The sequence below is a fragment of the Bacillus sp. FJAT-45037 genome (genome assembly GCF_002797325.1).
In the GTDB taxonomy this organism is placed as follows: domain Bacteria; phylum Bacillota; class Bacilli; order Bacillales; family Bacillaceae_D; genus Alkalihalophilus.
The window spans coordinates 1,611,241-1,626,321 of the sequence record NZ_KZ454938.1 but is presented as its reverse complement, the minus strand read 5'-3'; the positions used below and the strand labels follow the sequence as shown (position 1 = coordinate 1,626,321).

The following is a 15,081-nucleotide window of genomic DNA, read 5'->3' as shown; positions in this document are numbered from 1 at the left end:
GTGATTACATGGTTAATCCACAATTAGAAAATGGACATACGCGGATTGCCAATGAAATTCTTGAACAGGTTATGAAGCTTTCTCTCAACGGTACTCAGTTCAGATTGGTTTTGGCCATATGGAGATTCACTTATGGATTTAGTAGAAAAGAGAACGAAATGTCACTTTCTTTTCTCGGATCTAAGTTAAGTGCGGGTCGTAAACAAGTTGATCGTGAGTTGGCGGTGTTATTAGAAAGAAGAATCATAGTATCTGATGGTGCAGGAAAGAGGGGAGCGAGAATATTGAGCTTCAATAAAAACCATGATGAATGGCTTGATGAACCAATCAAGGAGAAAATATCAATTGAAAAGAAGAAGAAAAAGCCTTCAAACGTGAAGGAGAAATATAGTCCCGACAACACCTATTACAAGATGGCCAAGGTCTTTCATGAACTGGTTACGGAAGTTGCCAAAGATGCTGGTGTGGAGCATTTAATCCGTAAATCAAATATACAAAAATGGTCGGATGATTTCAGAAAGTTAGTAGAGGTTGACGGTGTAGAGGATAAGGTTCAGATTCACAATCTTATGAAATGGGTTACCCAGCATCACTTTTGGAGAACCAACGTATTATCTGCCAAAAAGTTTCGAGAGAAGTACGCAGATCTGGCAATCAAGATGAGTGAGGAATCTAAACAAAAAGATTCTTACAAGCATCCTTCATATTATCAAAAGGATTCACGAGATATTGAAATCGCTCGTAACAAGTGGATAGCGAATGGAGGGAATCCTGATGAATTCACTTTCTAATTATGACATCCAAGCAGAACAGTCCGTCTTGGGAGCCACTCTATTAGATGCCAATGTTCTTGATGATATTAGTTTTTTGGAAGAACGCGATCTAACCCCTTCACATGCTGAACTGTTAAAAGTCATGAGGTACCTGGATGAGCAGAACAAGCCAGTGGACCTTGTAACAGTCACATCAGAATACAACAAATACGGCAGACTCGATCATATAGGCGGTATTGATTACCTTTCAAAGTTGGTTGATTCATGCCCAACAACCGCGAATGTAAAGTACTACGCTAAGATTGTTCGCTCGAAGGCTGTTAGGCGTAGAGGTTCAGAGATTGGAAAGGAAATTTCAGAACTGGAACACGCAGATTTCAAAACAGATGATGAATATTTCGCTGCAGCCGAAACTCTACTCGACAATATGAGACCTAAAGAAGTCGGAAAAATGCAAGGCTTCAAGGAAACGAAAGAACACTATTTAAAGCATTTGAAACAAAAGGTTAGCACGATATTGAGTGGAATGAAATCATTTGACACCTGGTCTAAGGGATTAGGAAGAGGAGAACTTTTTATAAGTGCTGGCCGCCCTTCTATGGGTAAAACTGCACTACTTTTACAGAGAGTAAAAGGTATAGCAGATAACAATCCAAGCTCAGGTTGTATCTTGGTTTATTCACAAGAAATGGCTGATAACGAGTTGAAAGATCGGATGATCTCCAATATGACAGGTATACCATTTGCACGTATAAAATCTAAATCTCTTAATGAAAAAGATGAAGCTGCTGTTTTAAAAGCATATGAACAACTCGAACAATATTTAATCTTTATACAAGACTCAGCGGGTGTAACTATCCAAGAGATACGTTCAACCGCTCGTCAGTTCAAGCGGAAATATGGACGGATTGCCATGATCGCAGTGGATTATCTACAAATCATGTCTATCCCTCAAGCCAAGAATGAAAGCAGAGCTCAAGCTATTGGTAATGTCACTACAACAGCTAAACGGATAGCTAGAGAAATGGACTGCAACTTTATGATGTTATCTCAAATGAGCCGTGAGAGTGAGAATAAGAAGAAACCTCAGTTATCTGACCTAAATGACCTAAAGGAATCTAGCAACATTGAACAAGATGCTGATGTGGTCGAATTCCTCTGGCACGACTCAGGAGATACACATCAAAACGGAAAAGTGGTTCAACAGTTCATAGCCAAAGGTCGAAACATTGGTATTAATGAATTCCGGTTGCTGTTCAAAGGTTGGAAACAACATTTTGAGGAGTTGGACGAATGAAACAGATTACTACAGCAGAAGAACGTGACAAGGCCCTTAAATGGATGGTTGAAATTGCTGAACATCCATTAGAGCCAGTGAAGAACGATGTTAAAACAAAACGGATTTATGATCTTGTATCTGAACAAGTACAGGCATTTAATAAACAGCTTTACGCAGGTAGTGAATTTCCTAATGAACATCAAGTTCAAGAAAAAGCGGAACCAAATGATCTTGCTGGTTGGCTCGACTGAGGTGATGAATATGGATTACTCGAAAGCTACTAATCAACAACTCTATCAAATTGCGTTGGATCAAGGAGCAAGAATGACAGAACGATATGCAGCCGCTAAAGAGTTGCAAGAGAGGAAGTTAGCAAATGCGTTATGTAGGTATTGATCCATCAACTAAAACTGGATTTGTTGCTTTAGATGCTGAAGGCAACGTTCTAAAGGCGAAAGAGCTTAAAGGGATCGGCGACAAAGATCCTAAACGAATCACCACTTTAGTTAAAGAAATTGTTGATCATATTAAGCCAGGTGAAAAGATTGCGATTGAGGGGTTCAGCTACGGTAGTAAAGGCCGGGGGATTGGGTTTCAATTCGGTCTAGGTTATGCGATCCGTATTGCTTTATATAGCAGAAATTTATCATTCGTTGAGGTAACACCAGGGCAATTAAAAAAGTACGCTTGCGGCAAAGGTAACGCTCCTAAAGAGGACCTTGAACAACCTATTTTTGAAAATTGGGGCTTCAGTCATTCTAGTGATAACGTGCTTGATGCTTTCGTTCTAGCAAAAATCATTGAAGCTTTGAATAATTACGATTCAATGAGATTCACCTTGAAAGATTATCAGCGAGAAGTCATCGAAACGATCTTAAACCCTGAAACAAAAGGCAAAACAAAACCAAAAGCTAAAAAGAAGGCGGTGCAAAAATGAACAAGCGTCAAAAAGAACAGCAGTTCAGAACAGAAATCGCTAAGAAGATTGCAGATATCCAGGATACAAAATGCGAACCGTGTGACTTTAACAAAAGGCAAAACAAAAGTGCTTCTTTATGCGGTGGGTGTGAACACGGTAAAAAATTAAAAGAGTACGGGGATCTTCTTCTCTCAGTTGACATTAAAGAAAGCTACGATGGCCGCCACCTTTACCAATTGTCACTGGAAGAACTACAAAAATTGTTTAGGGTGGTTGGTAAATATGAATAGGATCTTCACTGAACAAGAAGTGGATCAAGTCGCTAATGGGATTTCTCAATTCTTTGAACGGTATCGGAATAAGCGACAACATTCAATCGTTCAAGAGAAGAAACTAACTCATAAAAAGCGTAAGTTTCAATCAAAGAACTGGGGTAAGTGGAAGAAACGTAAATAAAATACAAGGGGTGTAGTCATGAAACCACATGAACAGATGGAATTTGAATTAATGATGCAACAATTAGAAAAGGTAGTGCCAGGGATGCTAGGTGCTTATCCAACTATAGCGAAGTTAACACGATCTTATTACCTAGAGTTGAAAAAGCAGGGTTTTAACGAGAAAGAGGCTCTGCATATTGTTTCGACACAAGGGTTTATTGCCGGAACACAAGGTGGTGGGAGCGAATGAACCTATCAAAACTGTTTGAGATTCAAAATGAGCTAAGAGATCGGATCGGTTATGAGGGTAAGGACAAGTACAAAAAAATGACCCTAGCCTTCATCGTGGAGGTTGGGGAGTGCGCAAACGAGTGGAGAGGGTTCAAGTATTGGAGTCAGAATCAACATCCGAAAGACAAGACACTTGAAGAGTATGTGGATGGCTTGCACTTTGTATTAGATATAGGCCTGGAGCTGAAGAAAAATAGATATCTAGTAAATTTACCTGAAGATTTTAGCTTTTCATCTAGTGGAACGGATGTAACTGAACATTTTAAACGCGTCATAACTGGTGCTCTTTTGTTAGAAGACAGAGCGCGTAGGCACGATGGAGGGGCAACTATAGAAAGGTATAACGAGTTAGTAAGCAGTTATTTCACTTTAGGTGTAATGCTCGGCTTCACAACAGGTCAGATCGAACAAGCCTATCTCGAAAAGAACAAAGTTAATTATGAACGTCAAAATAACGGCTACTAAGCTCATACAGACACTTTTCTTTATCTGAGTGTTCTGAACCTATCATGCTCTGAAAATGTCGAAACAAGCCGATTACAGTCGAATAACTACACTGAAATTAAAAGGGGATAATTAAAATGGCTAAAACTGAATTGATGGTACTTTTCAAGAGGATGCAACGCGATGACAAGAAAGATGTACTTAAATTTGAATACCGCGGTAATGACGATGATGAAAAGATCAAGGTGCCGCAATCGATTTATGAAATGGTCGGTGAAATGGTCAATATCGAAGTAGAAGGTGCTAAGTCGGGCCCAATCACAGCTGAGCTTCAAAAAGCAAACAAAGATAGTAAGAAGGTGGTCTTGGATCTTGCTCTCAGAGGAGATAGTGAAGAAAAGGCATTAGACCTTTATCGTAAAGCTGGTCAAAACGTGAAACTATTCATTGAACCTTCACAGTCAAGCTTAATTGAAGAAGAGAAGCCTAAGAACGATCATGCAGGCATTGAATATGCAGTGGATGTCACAACGGGAAACGTGCTTAGTTACAACGAGCGTAAGAAAAAAGAACAGGAAGCGGCTGCAGCAGAGCCAGTTGAAGCAGAGAAAGAGGAAGTTGATTTATCAGAAACCAATGATGATGAGTTTGGTGATGATTTAGAAGACGATGATCTGAAACCAGTTGATGATGATGAATTACCGTTTTAAAAATCAATGCCCAGCTCTTGTCGGGCTTCTCCAGTAAAGGGGTGTAACAATGACAAAGTACAAAGATCGAGAAAAGGGTGACGTATACAGACCAGTCGTTGAAGTAAGGAAAGCGAAAGACGGTGTACCAACAAGTGTCCGTTTCGGAGGTCATATGTACGCATTGGTGCATGATCATTACATTAATGGTGGGAAGAGTAAGTTCAAAAATAAATAGTATGAGAAAGGAGTACCATATGAAACAATATCACGAACTAATGCAGCATGTATTAACTAACGGGATAAAGAAGGAGGATCGCACAGGTACTGGAACGCTCAGTACATTCGGTTATCAGATGCGGTTTGATCTTCAAGAAGGATTTCCACTCATAACTACTAAATATGTAAACTACGACAAAGTATTAGGAGAGTTATTGTGGATGCTTAGTGGATCGTCTAACGCTAACGTATGTGCAGATGAGTATCGCTTCAAGACGTGGAAGCTTTGGGCAGATGAAGATGGAGAGTTAGGTCCGGTGTACGGTAAGCAATGGAGATCATGGTCAGGTTATCCCAACTGGATTGAGGAAGTGGAATACATTGATCAAGTAAAAGTGGTTATTGAAGACATTAAAACAAACCCTGATTCACGAAGGCTCATTGTATCAGCTTGGAACGTTGGCCAAATTGATGAAATGGCGTTGCCACCATGTCACATGATGTTTCAATTCTACGTGGCCAATGGGAGGTTATCTTGTCAATTGTACCAACGATCTGCTGATATATTCCTTGGTGTTCCCTTTAATATTGCTTCTTATGCAACATTAGTCCATATGATTGCTCAAGTAACAGGTCTCAAGCCAGGAGAGTTTGTTCACACAATAGGTGATGCTCATATTTATTTGAACCATGTGGACCAAATTAAAGAGCAGCTGGAAAGAGAGTCTAAACGATTACCAGAACTCTTTGTTAGTTCAGAAGTGGAAGACATTGATGATTTTGACTTTGATGATTTTAAGCTAGTGGGCTACGATCCGCATCCATCAATTAAAGCGAAAGTGTCAGTCTGATAACTTCATTTTAAAAAGAAGGTGATTCCATGAGCTTTGATCTACCTGAATTGGACCAGAAGAAGACTAAAGAAGCTGTTGAATCAGCCTTAGAAAAGTATCGTATCTTCAAGTACCTTACTTTTGAAGAACGTGAGGTAAGTATTACAGCAAGCTCGGAAGAAAGGTTTCATGGTCCAACTAATACGACTACTGATCAAACAGCACAGGTAGCTATTTATAATGCAGATCAACAAGCATATCGGAGAAACTTTTGTGATCGTATAGAAAGGGCTGTAAAGAGGCTGCCACCCTTAGAAAGGTTTTTAATTGAAAAACGATATATGGCAGATGATGCAGACTATAAAACTGATCTGAAAGTATATAGTTTTGAATTTCAACCTCCTATTAGTGAGAAAAAATATACAAAATTGCGTTGGAAAGCAATATATAAGATTGCTCTAGGGTTAAATGTAGCAATTACAAAAGGAAGATGACATCAAGATATTTATTAAATTTCATTAAGACATCTCTAAAAGAGATGTTTTTTTTTTGAATTACAATTTTATTAACTTATTTAATATATAATATTGGTAAATAAAGGAGGGTCATTTATGAAAAGAAGATTAAAAATAGGAGAATTATTCGATAATAGATATGAAGTTATTAACGAGTTAGGAGGAGGAGGATTTGGGAAAGTAGTTTTAGTGAAAGATTTAGAGAAGAAAGGGGTTATGACAGCATTAAAATATTGTTATATTGAGGAGAATGTAGATGAAGATGAATTCTTAAGAAGGTTTTCACGAGAAATAAGAATAATGGAAACTATTGAGAGTAAAAATGTGATAAATATTATTGATTATAAAATTGATAGGGAAATATCTTACTTTACAATGCCTATAGCAAAGTATTCAGTTAGTGAGATTATCCCTGAATTAATATTGAATCAAGATAGGGCTCTACATGTATTTAAAGAAATATGTCTTGGGATTATTTCCATACATAATAGTGGCTTCACTCATAGAGATATAAAACCAGAAAATGCTTTAGTCTTTGAGGAAGATAGAATAGTGGTTTCTGACCTTGGCTTAGCAAAATTTGATGTGAGAGATTCTACAATGCTTACTAAGGCTAATATAATAATGGGTACTACTGATTATTTAGCACCGGAACAACTAACGTTGGGTGGAACACAACAAGCTGATAAAAAGGTTGATATATATCAATTAGGAAAAACACTTTATAATATTTTAACCCATCAAAGACCTTTAACGATGGACTTGAAGAGTATTCCAGCTGGATTACGTTTTATTATACAAAAAGCGACAAGACACAACCCTAATGAAAGGTATCAAACAGTTGAAGAAATAGTTGATGCATTAAACGATTATATAAGGGCAACTAATGTAGGCATTAATTCAAAGTATGTTTATGAAGAGCAGGTCAAAATTGTGGAAGGAGATATAAACTACGGGGGAGAGGATATAAATAATACTTTGCGATTAATAGATTTATATGATAAAGAGCAAGATGAGGAGAGGCTAATTCAAATGCTTCACGACACACCTGATATAATCATAAAATTTTTAGGGGATAAGTTTTCTGAAGATATGGAGAGGATACTAAAGAAATACTCTGAAGCGGTAAAGAAGTTTGCTCAAGATTACCCTTTTTCTTTTGCAGAAGTAGTGGGGTATACAATGAGAACTTTATTTTATAATACACGTTCAGGATATTTAAAAGCATACGCGATTACATCGGTGCTCACATCATCAGTAGATTTGAATAGATTTGCTGGTATGCATATATTTAATGAATTATTAATGAGTGTAAAAGATGATGAGGATGCTTTTATAATTGCTGATACATTGAAAGAACATAGATATTATTATGAAAGGATAGTGGATCAAGTTGCCAAAAGAGACCTACATCCTGCAATTCAAATTGAATGGGAGAGAAGCGGAGGAAATTAAGAAGAGTTTAGTTGAACTTCGAATTAAATTTTATAGTTTTATTTCTTTACGGTGAAAATTTCATAAAGCAGAAAATAAATCGATCTTTTTACGAGAAAAAAACGAAAAATAAATGTGTCATTACATTTTAACCATGGTAAATTTATATTATCGAAAAAGGTTTAAGGCAGATGCTTGAGATCGATTCAATACTAAACTAACTAACCTTTCTATTTACGAGTTTTATTCTTGACGGTGTGGAAAGACACACAAATTTATCTGATGAGTGTACATTATGCGCAGAACTTTAGCATCTACTCTGGGGAGTGGGTGCTCTTTTTATGCCTCTATAGTCTAAGGAATAAGACACGATACTTCTATTCTTGCAATGTGGGTTCGATTCCTGCTAAGGGCTTTGATTAAAAAGATGACTGTTGTCTACTTTTATTGTAATATGTTGGATAAAAGGAGTCGTGATAAGTAATATGAAACAAATATATTTTTATGATGTTGATAAAAATGAACCGGATAAAAAATATCATGGAGACTTATATGTTTTCCCAGATGAATGTCCTATTTGCCATAAGAAGCAAGAACCATTATTTGTAACAGCCTATCAAGTTCCAGGTAATAAACTTGAAGTGATTTTTAAGTGCCATACACATCATTGTAAGAGTTTGTTTATAGGTTACTACTTCAATACTGATTATTTGAAATATAATTTGTATAGAGTCTTACCAGAAAAACCTCAAGAGATAGAGGTATCTGAAACAGTTAACGCGCTATCTCCTGCTTATAAAGAAATCTTTAATCAGTCAGTTGTTGCAGAACAGGAAGGCCTACATCAAATAGCTGGTATGGGTTATCGTAAGTGTCTTGAATTCTTAATCAAAGATTACTTAATCAACTTCAAGGGTTTAGATTCAGAGATGGTGTCTGGTAAATTTTTAGCTAAATGCATCGGTGACCATATTGAGAATGAAAAAATAAAAGCATTAGCTCGAAAAACTGCATATATAGGGAATGACGAAGCACATTATGTTAGAAGGCATGAAGATAAAGATGTGCAATATTTAAAAAAAGTATTAGATTTAACTGTCCATTGGATAATTTATGAGATAGAAACTGAAGCTGTTCTTAATGATGGACTTTAGACGAATCCAAGCGGTTAGGTCGTTTTTGATACTCCAGTATGGTAGAAATAGAGCAGATATTGGCTCAACCGGGAGGGAGTCGTGTCAAAGGGGCAGCCTGACAAGCGTGCCTAGTTATGCACCTTCAGTTGCTTTTCTGTGTTTGTGAAAATAGGTAATATGTTGCAGGTATTTGTTACCTTTTGCCGAATTGTAAGGTGAAAGGTGGTGAATATATGAAAAAAAATATGGGTGATTTCTTTGATGATTTTAATAGAAAGATAGATAAAGCTTCTGGTGAAGTTAATATATCTGAGCTCTTAACCCCTAACTTTATGACAACTTACACAAGTTTTAACAATATAACTGAGTTCTGGGAAAGGAGTCCTTTCATTGTGAAAACAGAAGAGGATTTTACAGCTCTGAATGAAAGTGAATTAGATGGCTATGTAAGGGAAGTTTCTAAATTTTCTTCTTGGAAAGAAATGATGAACAAAGCTGGTGAGTTATATTTTAAAAAGAAGCTTGGTCTGTAGATTTAGCAAAGACTAATCCAATAGGGTTGGTCTTTTTATTATGCTCAGAGGTGATGCTAATGAAAAAGAAACGATTAATCAAATGTACAGCAGCACTACTGATTTTATTCGGTGGTGCTTTTTATGATGCTGTAGCTGAACTGCCTTTAAGAACAAGAGCTTACACTTTAATAGGCTAGGAGTTGATCACATGAACCTATCCAGTGAAAATGCAAAGAAGAAGCGCAGAAGAAGAAAGAAGAAACGTCAGCAAGAACCTAATTACAAGGAGCTAATGGGTGTTTATCGTGACACATATAAGCGTGGTCCAGGTGGAGCAATTAAACGCAAATGAATGTTCTGTAGTCTAATTAGGGGACACCTTGACTGTAGTCTAATTAGGGGGCAGTTCTGTAGTCTACGTAGCCTACACTACTGTAGTCTAATTAGGGGACAGTGAAACGAGTTTCTTCATTAGAGCGAAATCGCTAAAGAAAACATTAAAGAAAACATTAAAGAAAACAACTAGTGTTTCTCTATTTTAAATTCTTTTGATTGAAGTGATTAAAGATGATCGAATATAAAACAGGTGAACAAAAGAAACGATTCTATAAATCTTCTTCCTGGGAGCAGCTAAGAAAAGAAGCTTTAGAAAGAGATAATCACGAATGCCAAGAGTGTAAGAGACAAGGCAAGGTTCATGTTGATTCTAAGAAGATCGAGGGCGAGCGCAAGAGCATTGAGCTGAACGTTCATCATAAGTACGAGATAGAACATTACCCAAAGCTTGCACTTGTATTAGATAACTTAGAAACACTTTGCTTGAAGTGCCACAATGAAACGCATGGGAGAACATTCGGCAACAAGAAAGATAAAAAGTGGAACGATGAAATGTGGTAGGAGAATGATCGTAGCTTTCAAGATTGTATTACTATTAATCGTAATAGTTTCCTTTCTAGGGACAGTAGGAGAGAAGGAAGACAAGAACCTTAGATCAAACATGACTTCGATTTGTATCGCAAGCATGCATGATCACTTTCCTAATTACGTTAACGGTGTTGTGAGTTCACAGGTGAGTGATACAGAAAGATTAAAACGTTTAGATTCTATTTATATTAGAAGGTGTTAAAAACGTTATATGAGCCTTTTAAATTAGTTTGGGAGATGGTAGGAAGTGAGGGGATTATTTAAGAAACTTTTTGAGTGTATTGTGTGGCAACAAGGGAAAGTAGATAACGGAGTGAAATTCTATGAGGAAGTTCAACATCCTAATAAAACATCGAAGTATCCTATCTTTCATTGCGCTAATTGCACAAAGAAAACTTTTCGAAGTAAGTGCTGCAAAAAATGCAATACGTTTCCACCTAGAGGGCAGGAAGAAGAGAATGAACTTTCATTTAGCAAACCGAGTTTAAGAGCGTGGTTACGATATCATAATCAAGATATAGGAAAAAGTTAAGCCCCCCGCCTCTAAAGTTTTGTGAAAAAAATTAGCCCGGGGACCGGGGAGGGGGTTCGATATTCTGAATTTATCAGCAGTTTAGCGCACAATGGGAGGGGGTTTGATGCATGGCAAAGTTGAGTAGAGCAAAACAGGATGAATTAATTGCTGCTGAAGTTGAGAAATGGAATGAGACATTCAAAAACATTTCAGATGATAAACGTGAAGCAGCATCCAGGCTAATAGAACGAGTTGCCTTTATGAAAATCACTCTTGAAATACTTGAAGATGAAATAAAATTAAAGGGACCGACAATCAAGTTTGAAAATGGCACTCAAAAAATGACTGTAGAAAACCCCTCCCAAAAGTCTTACAACACAATGATTAATCGTTACACGGCTGCTTGTGATAAGTTGTTTAACCTTCTTCCGAAAGAAGTTGTAGAAGATAAAAAAAAGAGCACCAAAAACGAGCGAACAGCGAATGATTTATTATGATCCAAAACAAATATGTTAATGAATATATATCCAGCTACAAACAAGGAAAGATCAATTTTAACAAAGAACGGATTTTGTTGATTAACTACCTTGAAAAGTATATTTTAACGCGTGAGGATTTGTACTTTGACGAAGAAATGCATGAAAACTATATAAAGTTTACTGAACGCTGGTACTTCCCCCTTCAGCCGTTTCAGAAATTCCTAACAGCATTTGTTTTCCTTTTCTACAAGGAAGATGATGCTGTTTTTTATGAGCAATTCCTCTTATTAATGGCAAGGGGAGCCGGTAAGAATGGCCTGATATCTTCTTTAGCTCATTTCTTTATTAGTCCGTTACATGCGATCGATCGTTACAATGTGTCGATCGTAGCGAACAACGAAAAGCAAGCGAAAACTTCATTCCGTGAAGTCTATGACATTATCGAAGCGAAGAACGTTTTAGAAGATATGTTCTACAAATCTAAAGTTGAAATCATGGGTTATGACACAAAAAGCGTTCTCCAGTATCACACATCAAATGCAGGTGGTAAAGATGGTTTGCGTGATGGTTGTGTGATCTATGATGAAATTCACACTTATGCAACGTTTGAGACGGTTAACGTCTTTTCATCTGGATTAGGTAAGGTTAAAAATTCTCGTGAATTCTACATTGGCACAGATGGTTATGTTCGCGATGGATTCCTTGATAAAACAAAAGAACGAGCTATGAACATTCTTGAAGGTAAGGAGCTTGATGATCCCTTATTTCCGTTCATTTGTAAGATTGATGATCCTAAAGAAGTTGATCAGTCTGAAGTGTGGGAAAAGGCAAATCCCATGTTTTCAAAGCCTATGAGTGACTACGCAAAAGGACTGTTCAGGAAAATCAAAACGCAATACAGACAATTAAAGAATAATCCATCAGGCCGTGAAGAATTCATGACTAAACGAATGAACCTTCCTGAAGTGGATCTTGAAAAGTCGGTTGCAACCTGGGAAGAAATCTTGGCAACAAATAGACCGTTCCCAGAATTAAAACATAGATCATGTATAGGCGGTTTAGACTATGCGCGTATTAAGGACTTTGCTGCAGTAGGATTACTATTCAAAGAAGGGGAGGATTACATTTGGAAAACTCACTCATTCGTAAGAAAAGGATTCCTAGACACGGTGAAACTAGAAGCTCCTATCAAAGATTGGGAGAGTCAAGGGCTGTTAACGATGGTGGAAGGTCCAGTTATCGAGATCAAACACATAGTCAATTGGTTTGTAGAAATGCGCGAACAATACGGCCTTACCAAAATAGTAGCCGATACATTCCGCCTTGACCTGGTGAAAGCAGCTCTTGAAGCTGAAGGATTTGAGATTGAATATATTCGTAACCCAAAAGCGATTCATTCGTTACTTGCTCCTAGAGTGGAAACAGCTTTTGCAAAGCATAACATTATCTTTGAAGACAACGCACTTATGCGTTGGTACACAAATAATGTCTATGTGAAAACAAAAGGTGACGGAAACAAAGAGTATTTGAAGAAGGACGAGTTCAGACGTAAAACCGATGGATTTCAAGCTTTCATTCATGCACTTTGGAAGGCTGATGAATTGCTAGAAGAAGATGCTGAGTTTTATTTGGATGATATAGCGTTTTAGACGCTTGCCCTATATGGCAGAAGGGAACGGTGGTCTTCATATCTCCCAGCGCAGGGTTACGCGCCTTATGCCTATTGAGAAAGGGGGTGAAATATTGAATTTTTTACCGCAGGTATTTAAAAGGAATAGTGAATTGAGTTGGATGTTTGATGCTGAATTGTTTGAAGAAATTTCTGAAAAGGCTTATTTTAAAAGGCTTGCTGTTTTAACTTGTATCAACATGATAGCAAGAACCATTAGTCAATCAGAGTTCAGGGTCAAAGAGGATGATAAAACGATCCGGGATGAAATGTACTACAAGTTAAATGTACGTCCTAATAAAAACACTTCAGCTGCTTCCTTTTGGTATACGGTTGTTTACAAACTCATTTACGAGAATCAATGTTTGATCGTCCAAAATGATTCAGATGATCTTTTAATTGCTGATAGTTTTTCTCGTATTGAAACCGCAAATTATGAAGATCGTTTTAAAGATGTGACTGTTAAAGGATACACCTTTCAACGGACGTTTTCAGGTGGCAATGTACTTTACATTGAGTATGCAAACGATAATCTAACAAAACTCATTGATTCGATCTACACCGATTACGGCCAGCTATTAGGGCGAATGTTTGAAGTACAAATGTTAAAGGGTGGCATTCGGACAACTGTCGATGTTGATCAAATATCAGGTAAAGACGAAGAGAAGCAAGAGAAATTGCAGAATTTTATCAATCGCGTATACAAATCCATTAAAAACAAGGCATTTTCCATCGTGCCGCAGCAAAAGGGATTCACTTATCACGAACACGCAAAAGGTGAAGGTTCTCCTAGTGCTACAGAAATTAACACCTTGACGAATGGTTTCTTAGATCAAGTAGCCAGAGCTTTAGGCATACCGCCTTCATTTGCTAGGGGTGAAGTTGCTGAAAATGAGCATCAAACAAAAAACTATTTATCAATGTGTATTGATCCATTGTTAAAAAGGATTAATGACGAAACGAACGCAAAAATGTTCACTCAAGATGAATATTTAGAGGGTAAACACTTAGAGATTAAACGGGTTTCATATCAAAATATCTTTGACTTGGCAAGCTCTGTTGACAAGTTACGTTCGTCGGGTGTCATGAATGGTCATGAAATCCGCGATGAACTAGGCTTGAAACATTCAAATGAGCCGTCTTTAGACAAGTTCTTAATCACCAAGAACTATGATGATGGTTCAGATTCTAGTAAAGGAGGTGAAACGAATGACAAAGACGATTGATATTAAAGGGCCTATTATTTCAAATGATGAAGCATGGATCTATGAACTCTTTGTAATGGATGCAACCTACCCAAAACTGGTATCTCAAAAGTTAGCTGATGCAAACGGGGAAGATGTTATTATTTCGATCAACAGTCCGGGCGGTTATGTTGATGATGGTTCTGAAATCTATACAGCGTTAAAAAACTATCCAGGGCATGTTGAAGCTCAAATTGTCGGTTTAGCTGCAAGCGCCGCTTCTATTATTGCTATGGGTGCGGATAAAGTTCGCATTTCACCAACAGCTCAAATTATGATTCATAATGCTTCAATGGTGAGCTGGGGCGATCACAGGGATTTAGAAAAAGCCGCTAAAGTATTGCGAACAACCGACAAATCACTTGTGAATGCATACATCATTAAAAGCGGTAAGTCTGAAGAAGATTTGCTTGAAATGATGGCTGAAGAGACTTGGATGGGAGCGCAACAAGCGCTTGAACATAACTTTGTTGATGAAATTATGTTTACAGATAACACCGTAAAACTAACAGCTTCAACAACAGAGGCAAGCATGATCCCTTCAAAAGTAATCGAAGGATTAAGGAACAAAATGGCTAACAAGAAGAATTTCGATAATCCAGCTGAAACAAATGATTTTGTTACAGTGGATTCTTTGAAAGAAATGTTCTCAGATTTCAAGAATGAATTGAAAAACGAATTCAAACAAACAAAAGAGCTTGAACCGAAACCTACGAAGCAAAATAAAGGTTTTTGGTAGGCTCTTTTATTTTTTAAAAAAACGGAGG

Annotated in this window: 22 protein-coding genes; all 22 read left to right on the top strand. The window is 37.3% G+C overall.

What is annotated here, in order from left to right; all coding sequences use genetic code 11:
* The first annotated feature begins 8 nt into the window (after positions 1 to 8).
* Positions 9 to 791 carry a replication protein gene (locus CDZ88_RS08315; RefSeq protein WP_100373100.1) on the top strand — a complete coding sequence of 261 codons (783 nt, stop codon included), beginning with the start codon at positions 9 to 11 and terminating at the stop codon, positions 789 to 791.
* Entirely contained in the window at positions 775 to 2,070 is a 1,296-nt protein-coding gene (locus CDZ88_RS08310; protein WP_100373099.1) for a replicative DNA helicase, read from the top strand. The genes CDZ88_RS08315 and CDZ88_RS08310 overlap by 17 nt, the downstream gene beginning before the upstream one ends.
* Positions 2,067 to 2,303, top strand: a complete 237-nt coding sequence (locus CDZ88_RS08305) for a hypothetical protein (RefSeq protein ID WP_100373098.1) — start codon at positions 2,067 to 2,069, stop codon at positions 2,301 to 2,303. The genes CDZ88_RS08310 and CDZ88_RS08305 overlap by 4 nt, the downstream gene beginning before the upstream one ends.
* Positions 2,304 to 2,313: 10 nt before the next feature.
* Positions 2,314 to 2,448, top strand: a complete 135-nt coding sequence (locus CDZ88_RS17830) for a hypothetical protein (RefSeq protein WP_269799255.1) — start codon at positions 2,314 to 2,316, stop codon at positions 2,446 to 2,448.
* On the top strand, positions 2,429 to 2,989 hold the full coding sequence (locus CDZ88_RS08300; protein WP_100373097.1) for a RuvC family protein: 561 nt from the start codon (positions 2,429 to 2,431) through the stop codon (positions 2,987 to 2,989). Before CDZ88_RS17830 ends, CDZ88_RS08300 begins: the two co-directional genes overlap by 20 nt.
* Positions 2,986 to 3,261, top strand: coding sequence for a Fur-regulated basic protein FbpA (locus CDZ88_RS08295; RefSeq protein ID WP_100373096.1), 276 nt, complete (start codon positions 2,986 to 2,988; stop codon positions 3,259 to 3,261). The genes CDZ88_RS08300 and CDZ88_RS08295 overlap by 4 nt, the downstream gene beginning before the upstream one ends.
* Positions 3,254 to 3,427, top strand: coding sequence for a hypothetical protein (locus CDZ88_RS17385; RefSeq protein WP_157796510.1), 174 nt, complete (start codon positions 3,254 to 3,256; stop codon positions 3,425 to 3,427). The genes CDZ88_RS08295 and CDZ88_RS17385 overlap by 8 nt, the downstream gene beginning before the upstream one ends.
* Positions 3,428 to 3,445: 18 nt before the next feature.
* Positions 3,446 to 3,658: a hypothetical protein gene (locus CDZ88_RS08290; RefSeq protein ID WP_100373095.1), complete on the top strand. Its 213-nt coding sequence runs from the start codon at positions 3,446 to 3,448 to the stop codon at positions 3,656 to 3,658.
* Positions 3,655 to 4,164: a dUTP diphosphatase gene (locus CDZ88_RS08285; RefSeq protein ID WP_100373094.1), complete on the top strand. Its 510-nt coding sequence runs from the start codon at positions 3,655 to 3,657 to the stop codon at positions 4,162 to 4,164. Before CDZ88_RS08290 ends, CDZ88_RS08285 begins: the two co-directional genes overlap by 4 nt.
* A 116-nt stretch (positions 4,165 to 4,280) precedes the next feature.
* The gene (locus CDZ88_RS08280) at positions 4,281 to 4,853 is read left to right on the top strand and encodes a hypothetical protein (RefSeq protein ID WP_100373093.1); all 573 of its coding nucleotides are present in this window, start codon (positions 4,281 to 4,283) and stop codon (positions 4,851 to 4,853) included.
* Between the two features lie 49 nt (positions 4,854 to 4,902).
* The gene (locus tag CDZ88_RS17380) at positions 4,903 to 5,070 is read left to right on the top strand and encodes a hypothetical protein (RefSeq protein ID WP_157796509.1); all 168 of its coding nucleotides are present in this window, start codon (positions 4,903 to 4,905) and stop codon (positions 5,068 to 5,070) included.
* 19 nt (positions 5,071 to 5,089) lie between these two features.
* Entirely contained in the window at positions 5,090 to 5,902 is an 813-nt protein-coding gene (locus CDZ88_RS08275; RefSeq protein ID WP_100373092.1) for a thymidylate synthase, read from the top strand.
* A gap of 29 nt (positions 5,903 to 5,931) precedes the next feature.
* Positions 5,932 to 6,378, top strand: coding sequence for an ArpU family phage packaging/lysis transcriptional regulator (locus CDZ88_RS08270; protein WP_100373091.1), 447 nt, complete (start codon positions 5,932 to 5,934; stop codon positions 6,376 to 6,378).
* A gap of 117 nt (positions 6,379 to 6,495) precedes the next feature.
* The gene (locus CDZ88_RS08265) at positions 6,496 to 7,854 is read left to right on the top strand and encodes a serine/threonine-protein kinase (RefSeq protein ID WP_100373090.1); all 1,359 of its coding nucleotides are present in this window, start codon (positions 6,496 to 6,498) and stop codon (positions 7,852 to 7,854) included.
* 464 nt (positions 7,855 to 8,318) lie between these two features.
* On the top strand, positions 8,319 to 8,987 hold the full coding sequence (locus CDZ88_RS08255; RefSeq protein WP_100373089.1) for a DUF4145 domain-containing protein: 669 nt from the start codon (positions 8,319 to 8,321) through the stop codon (positions 8,985 to 8,987).
* A gap of 215 nt (positions 8,988 to 9,202) precedes the next feature.
* The gene (locus CDZ88_RS08250; protein ID WP_100373088.1) at positions 9,203 to 9,502 is read left to right on the top strand and encodes a hypothetical protein; all 300 of its coding nucleotides are present in this window, start codon (positions 9,203 to 9,205) and stop codon (positions 9,500 to 9,502) included.
* Positions 9,503 to 9,692: 190 nt separating this feature from the next.
* Positions 9,693 to 9,836, top strand: coding sequence for a hypothetical protein (locus tag CDZ88_RS17610; RefSeq protein WP_198507837.1), 144 nt, complete (start codon positions 9,693 to 9,695; stop codon positions 9,834 to 9,836).
* A 215-nt stretch (positions 9,837 to 10,051) separates the two neighbouring features.
* Positions 10,052 to 10,381, top strand: a complete 330-nt coding sequence (locus CDZ88_RS08245; protein WP_100373087.1) for an HNH endonuclease — start codon at positions 10,052 to 10,054, stop codon at positions 10,379 to 10,381.
* A gap of 669 nt (positions 10,382 to 11,050) precedes the next feature.
* The gene (locus tag CDZ88_RS08230; protein ID WP_100373084.1) at positions 11,051 to 11,419 is read left to right on the top strand and encodes a hypothetical protein; all 369 of its coding nucleotides are present in this window, start codon (positions 11,051 to 11,053) and stop codon (positions 11,417 to 11,419) included.
* Positions 11,416 to 13,050: a terminase TerL endonuclease subunit gene (locus CDZ88_RS08225; RefSeq protein WP_100373083.1), complete on the top strand. Its 1,635-nt coding sequence runs from the start codon at positions 11,416 to 11,418 to the stop codon at positions 13,048 to 13,050. Before CDZ88_RS08230 ends, CDZ88_RS08225 begins: the two co-directional genes overlap by 4 nt.
* A gap of 67 nt (positions 13,051 to 13,117) precedes the next feature.
* Positions 13,118 to 14,296 carry a phage portal protein gene (locus CDZ88_RS08220; protein ID WP_100373082.1) on the top strand — a complete coding sequence of 393 codons (1,179 nt, stop codon included), beginning with the start codon at positions 13,118 to 13,120 and terminating at the stop codon, positions 14,294 to 14,296.
* Positions 14,280 to 15,053 carry a head maturation protease, ClpP-related gene (locus CDZ88_RS08215; protein WP_100373081.1) on the top strand — a complete coding sequence of 258 codons (774 nt, stop codon included), beginning with the start codon at positions 14,280 to 14,282 and terminating at the stop codon, positions 15,051 to 15,053. The genes CDZ88_RS08220 and CDZ88_RS08215 overlap by 17 nt, the downstream gene beginning before the upstream one ends.
* Positions 15,054 to 15,081: the final 28 nt, after the last annotated feature.

Bases quoted from the DNA above. Each gene is read 5' to 3' on its own strand.
- CDZ88_RS08255 (WP_100373089.1), top strand. From the start codon at position 8,319: ATGAAACAAATATATTTTTATGATGTTGATAAAAATGAACCGGATAAA.
- CDZ88_RS08265 (WP_100373090.1), top strand. From the start codon at position 6,496: ATGAAAAGAAGATTAAAAATAGGAGAATTATTCGATAATAGATATGAA.
- CDZ88_RS08245 (WP_100373087.1), top strand. From the start codon at position 10,052: ATGATCGAATATAAAACAGGTGAACAAAAGAAACGATTCTATAAATCT.
- CDZ88_RS08285 (WP_100373094.1), top strand. From the start codon at position 3,655: ATGAACCTATCAAAACTGTTTGAGATTCAAAATGAGCTAAGAGATCGG.
- CDZ88_RS17610 (WP_198507837.1), top strand. From the start codon at position 9,693: ATGAACCTATCCAGTGAAAATGCAAAGAAGAAGCGCAGAAGAAGAAAG.
- CDZ88_RS08310 (WP_100373099.1), top strand. From the start codon at position 775: ATGAATTCACTTTCTAATTATGACATCCAAGCAGAACAGTCCGTCTTG.
- CDZ88_RS08295 (WP_100373096.1), top strand. From the start codon at position 2,986: ATGAACAAGCGTCAAAAAGAACAGCAGTTCAGAACAGAAATCGCTAAG.
- CDZ88_RS08220 (WP_100373082.1), top strand. From the start codon at position 13,118: ATGCCTATTGAGAAAGGGGGTGAAATATTGAATTTTTTACCGCAGGTA.
- CDZ88_RS08300 (WP_100373097.1), top strand. From the start codon at position 2,429: ATGCGTTATGTAGGTATTGATCCATCAACTAAAACTGGATTTGTTGCT.
- CDZ88_RS08275 (WP_100373092.1), top strand. From the start codon at position 5,090: ATGAAACAATATCACGAACTAATGCAGCATGTATTAACTAACGGGATA.
- CDZ88_RS08270 (WP_100373091.1), top strand. From the start codon at position 5,932: ATGAGCTTTGATCTACCTGAATTGGACCAGAAGAAGACTAAAGAAGCT.
- CDZ88_RS17380 (WP_157796509.1), top strand. From the start codon at position 4,903: ATGACAAAGTACAAAGATCGAGAAAAGGGTGACGTATACAGACCAGTC.
- CDZ88_RS08290 (WP_100373095.1), top strand. From the start codon at position 3,446: ATGAAACCACATGAACAGATGGAATTTGAATTAATGATGCAACAATTA.
- CDZ88_RS08305 (WP_100373098.1), top strand. From the start codon at position 2,067: ATGAAACAGATTACTACAGCAGAAGAACGTGACAAGGCCCTTAAATGG.
- CDZ88_RS08315 (WP_100373100.1), top strand. From the start codon at position 9: ATGGTTAATCCACAATTAGAAAATGGACATACGCGGATTGCCAATGAA.
- CDZ88_RS08230 (WP_100373084.1), top strand. From the start codon at position 11,051: ATGGCAAAGTTGAGTAGAGCAAAACAGGATGAATTAATTGCTGCTGAA.
- CDZ88_RS08280 (WP_100373093.1), top strand. From the start codon at position 4,281: ATGGCTAAAACTGAATTGATGGTACTTTTCAAGAGGATGCAACGCGAT.
- CDZ88_RS17385 (WP_157796510.1), top strand. From the start codon at position 3,254: ATGAATAGGATCTTCACTGAACAAGAAGTGGATCAAGTCGCTAATGGG.
- CDZ88_RS08250 (WP_100373088.1), top strand. From the start codon at position 9,203: ATGAAAAAAAATATGGGTGATTTCTTTGATGATTTTAATAGAAAGATA.
- CDZ88_RS17830 (WP_269799255.1), top strand. From the start codon at position 2,314: ATGGATTACTCGAAAGCTACTAATCAACAACTCTATCAAATTGCGTTG.
- CDZ88_RS08215 (WP_100373081.1), top strand. From the start codon at position 14,280: ATGACAAAGACGATTGATATTAAAGGGCCTATTATTTCAAATGATGAA.
- CDZ88_RS08225 (WP_100373083.1), top strand. From the start codon at position 11,416: ATGATCCAAAACAAATATGTTAATGAATATATATCCAGCTACAAACAA.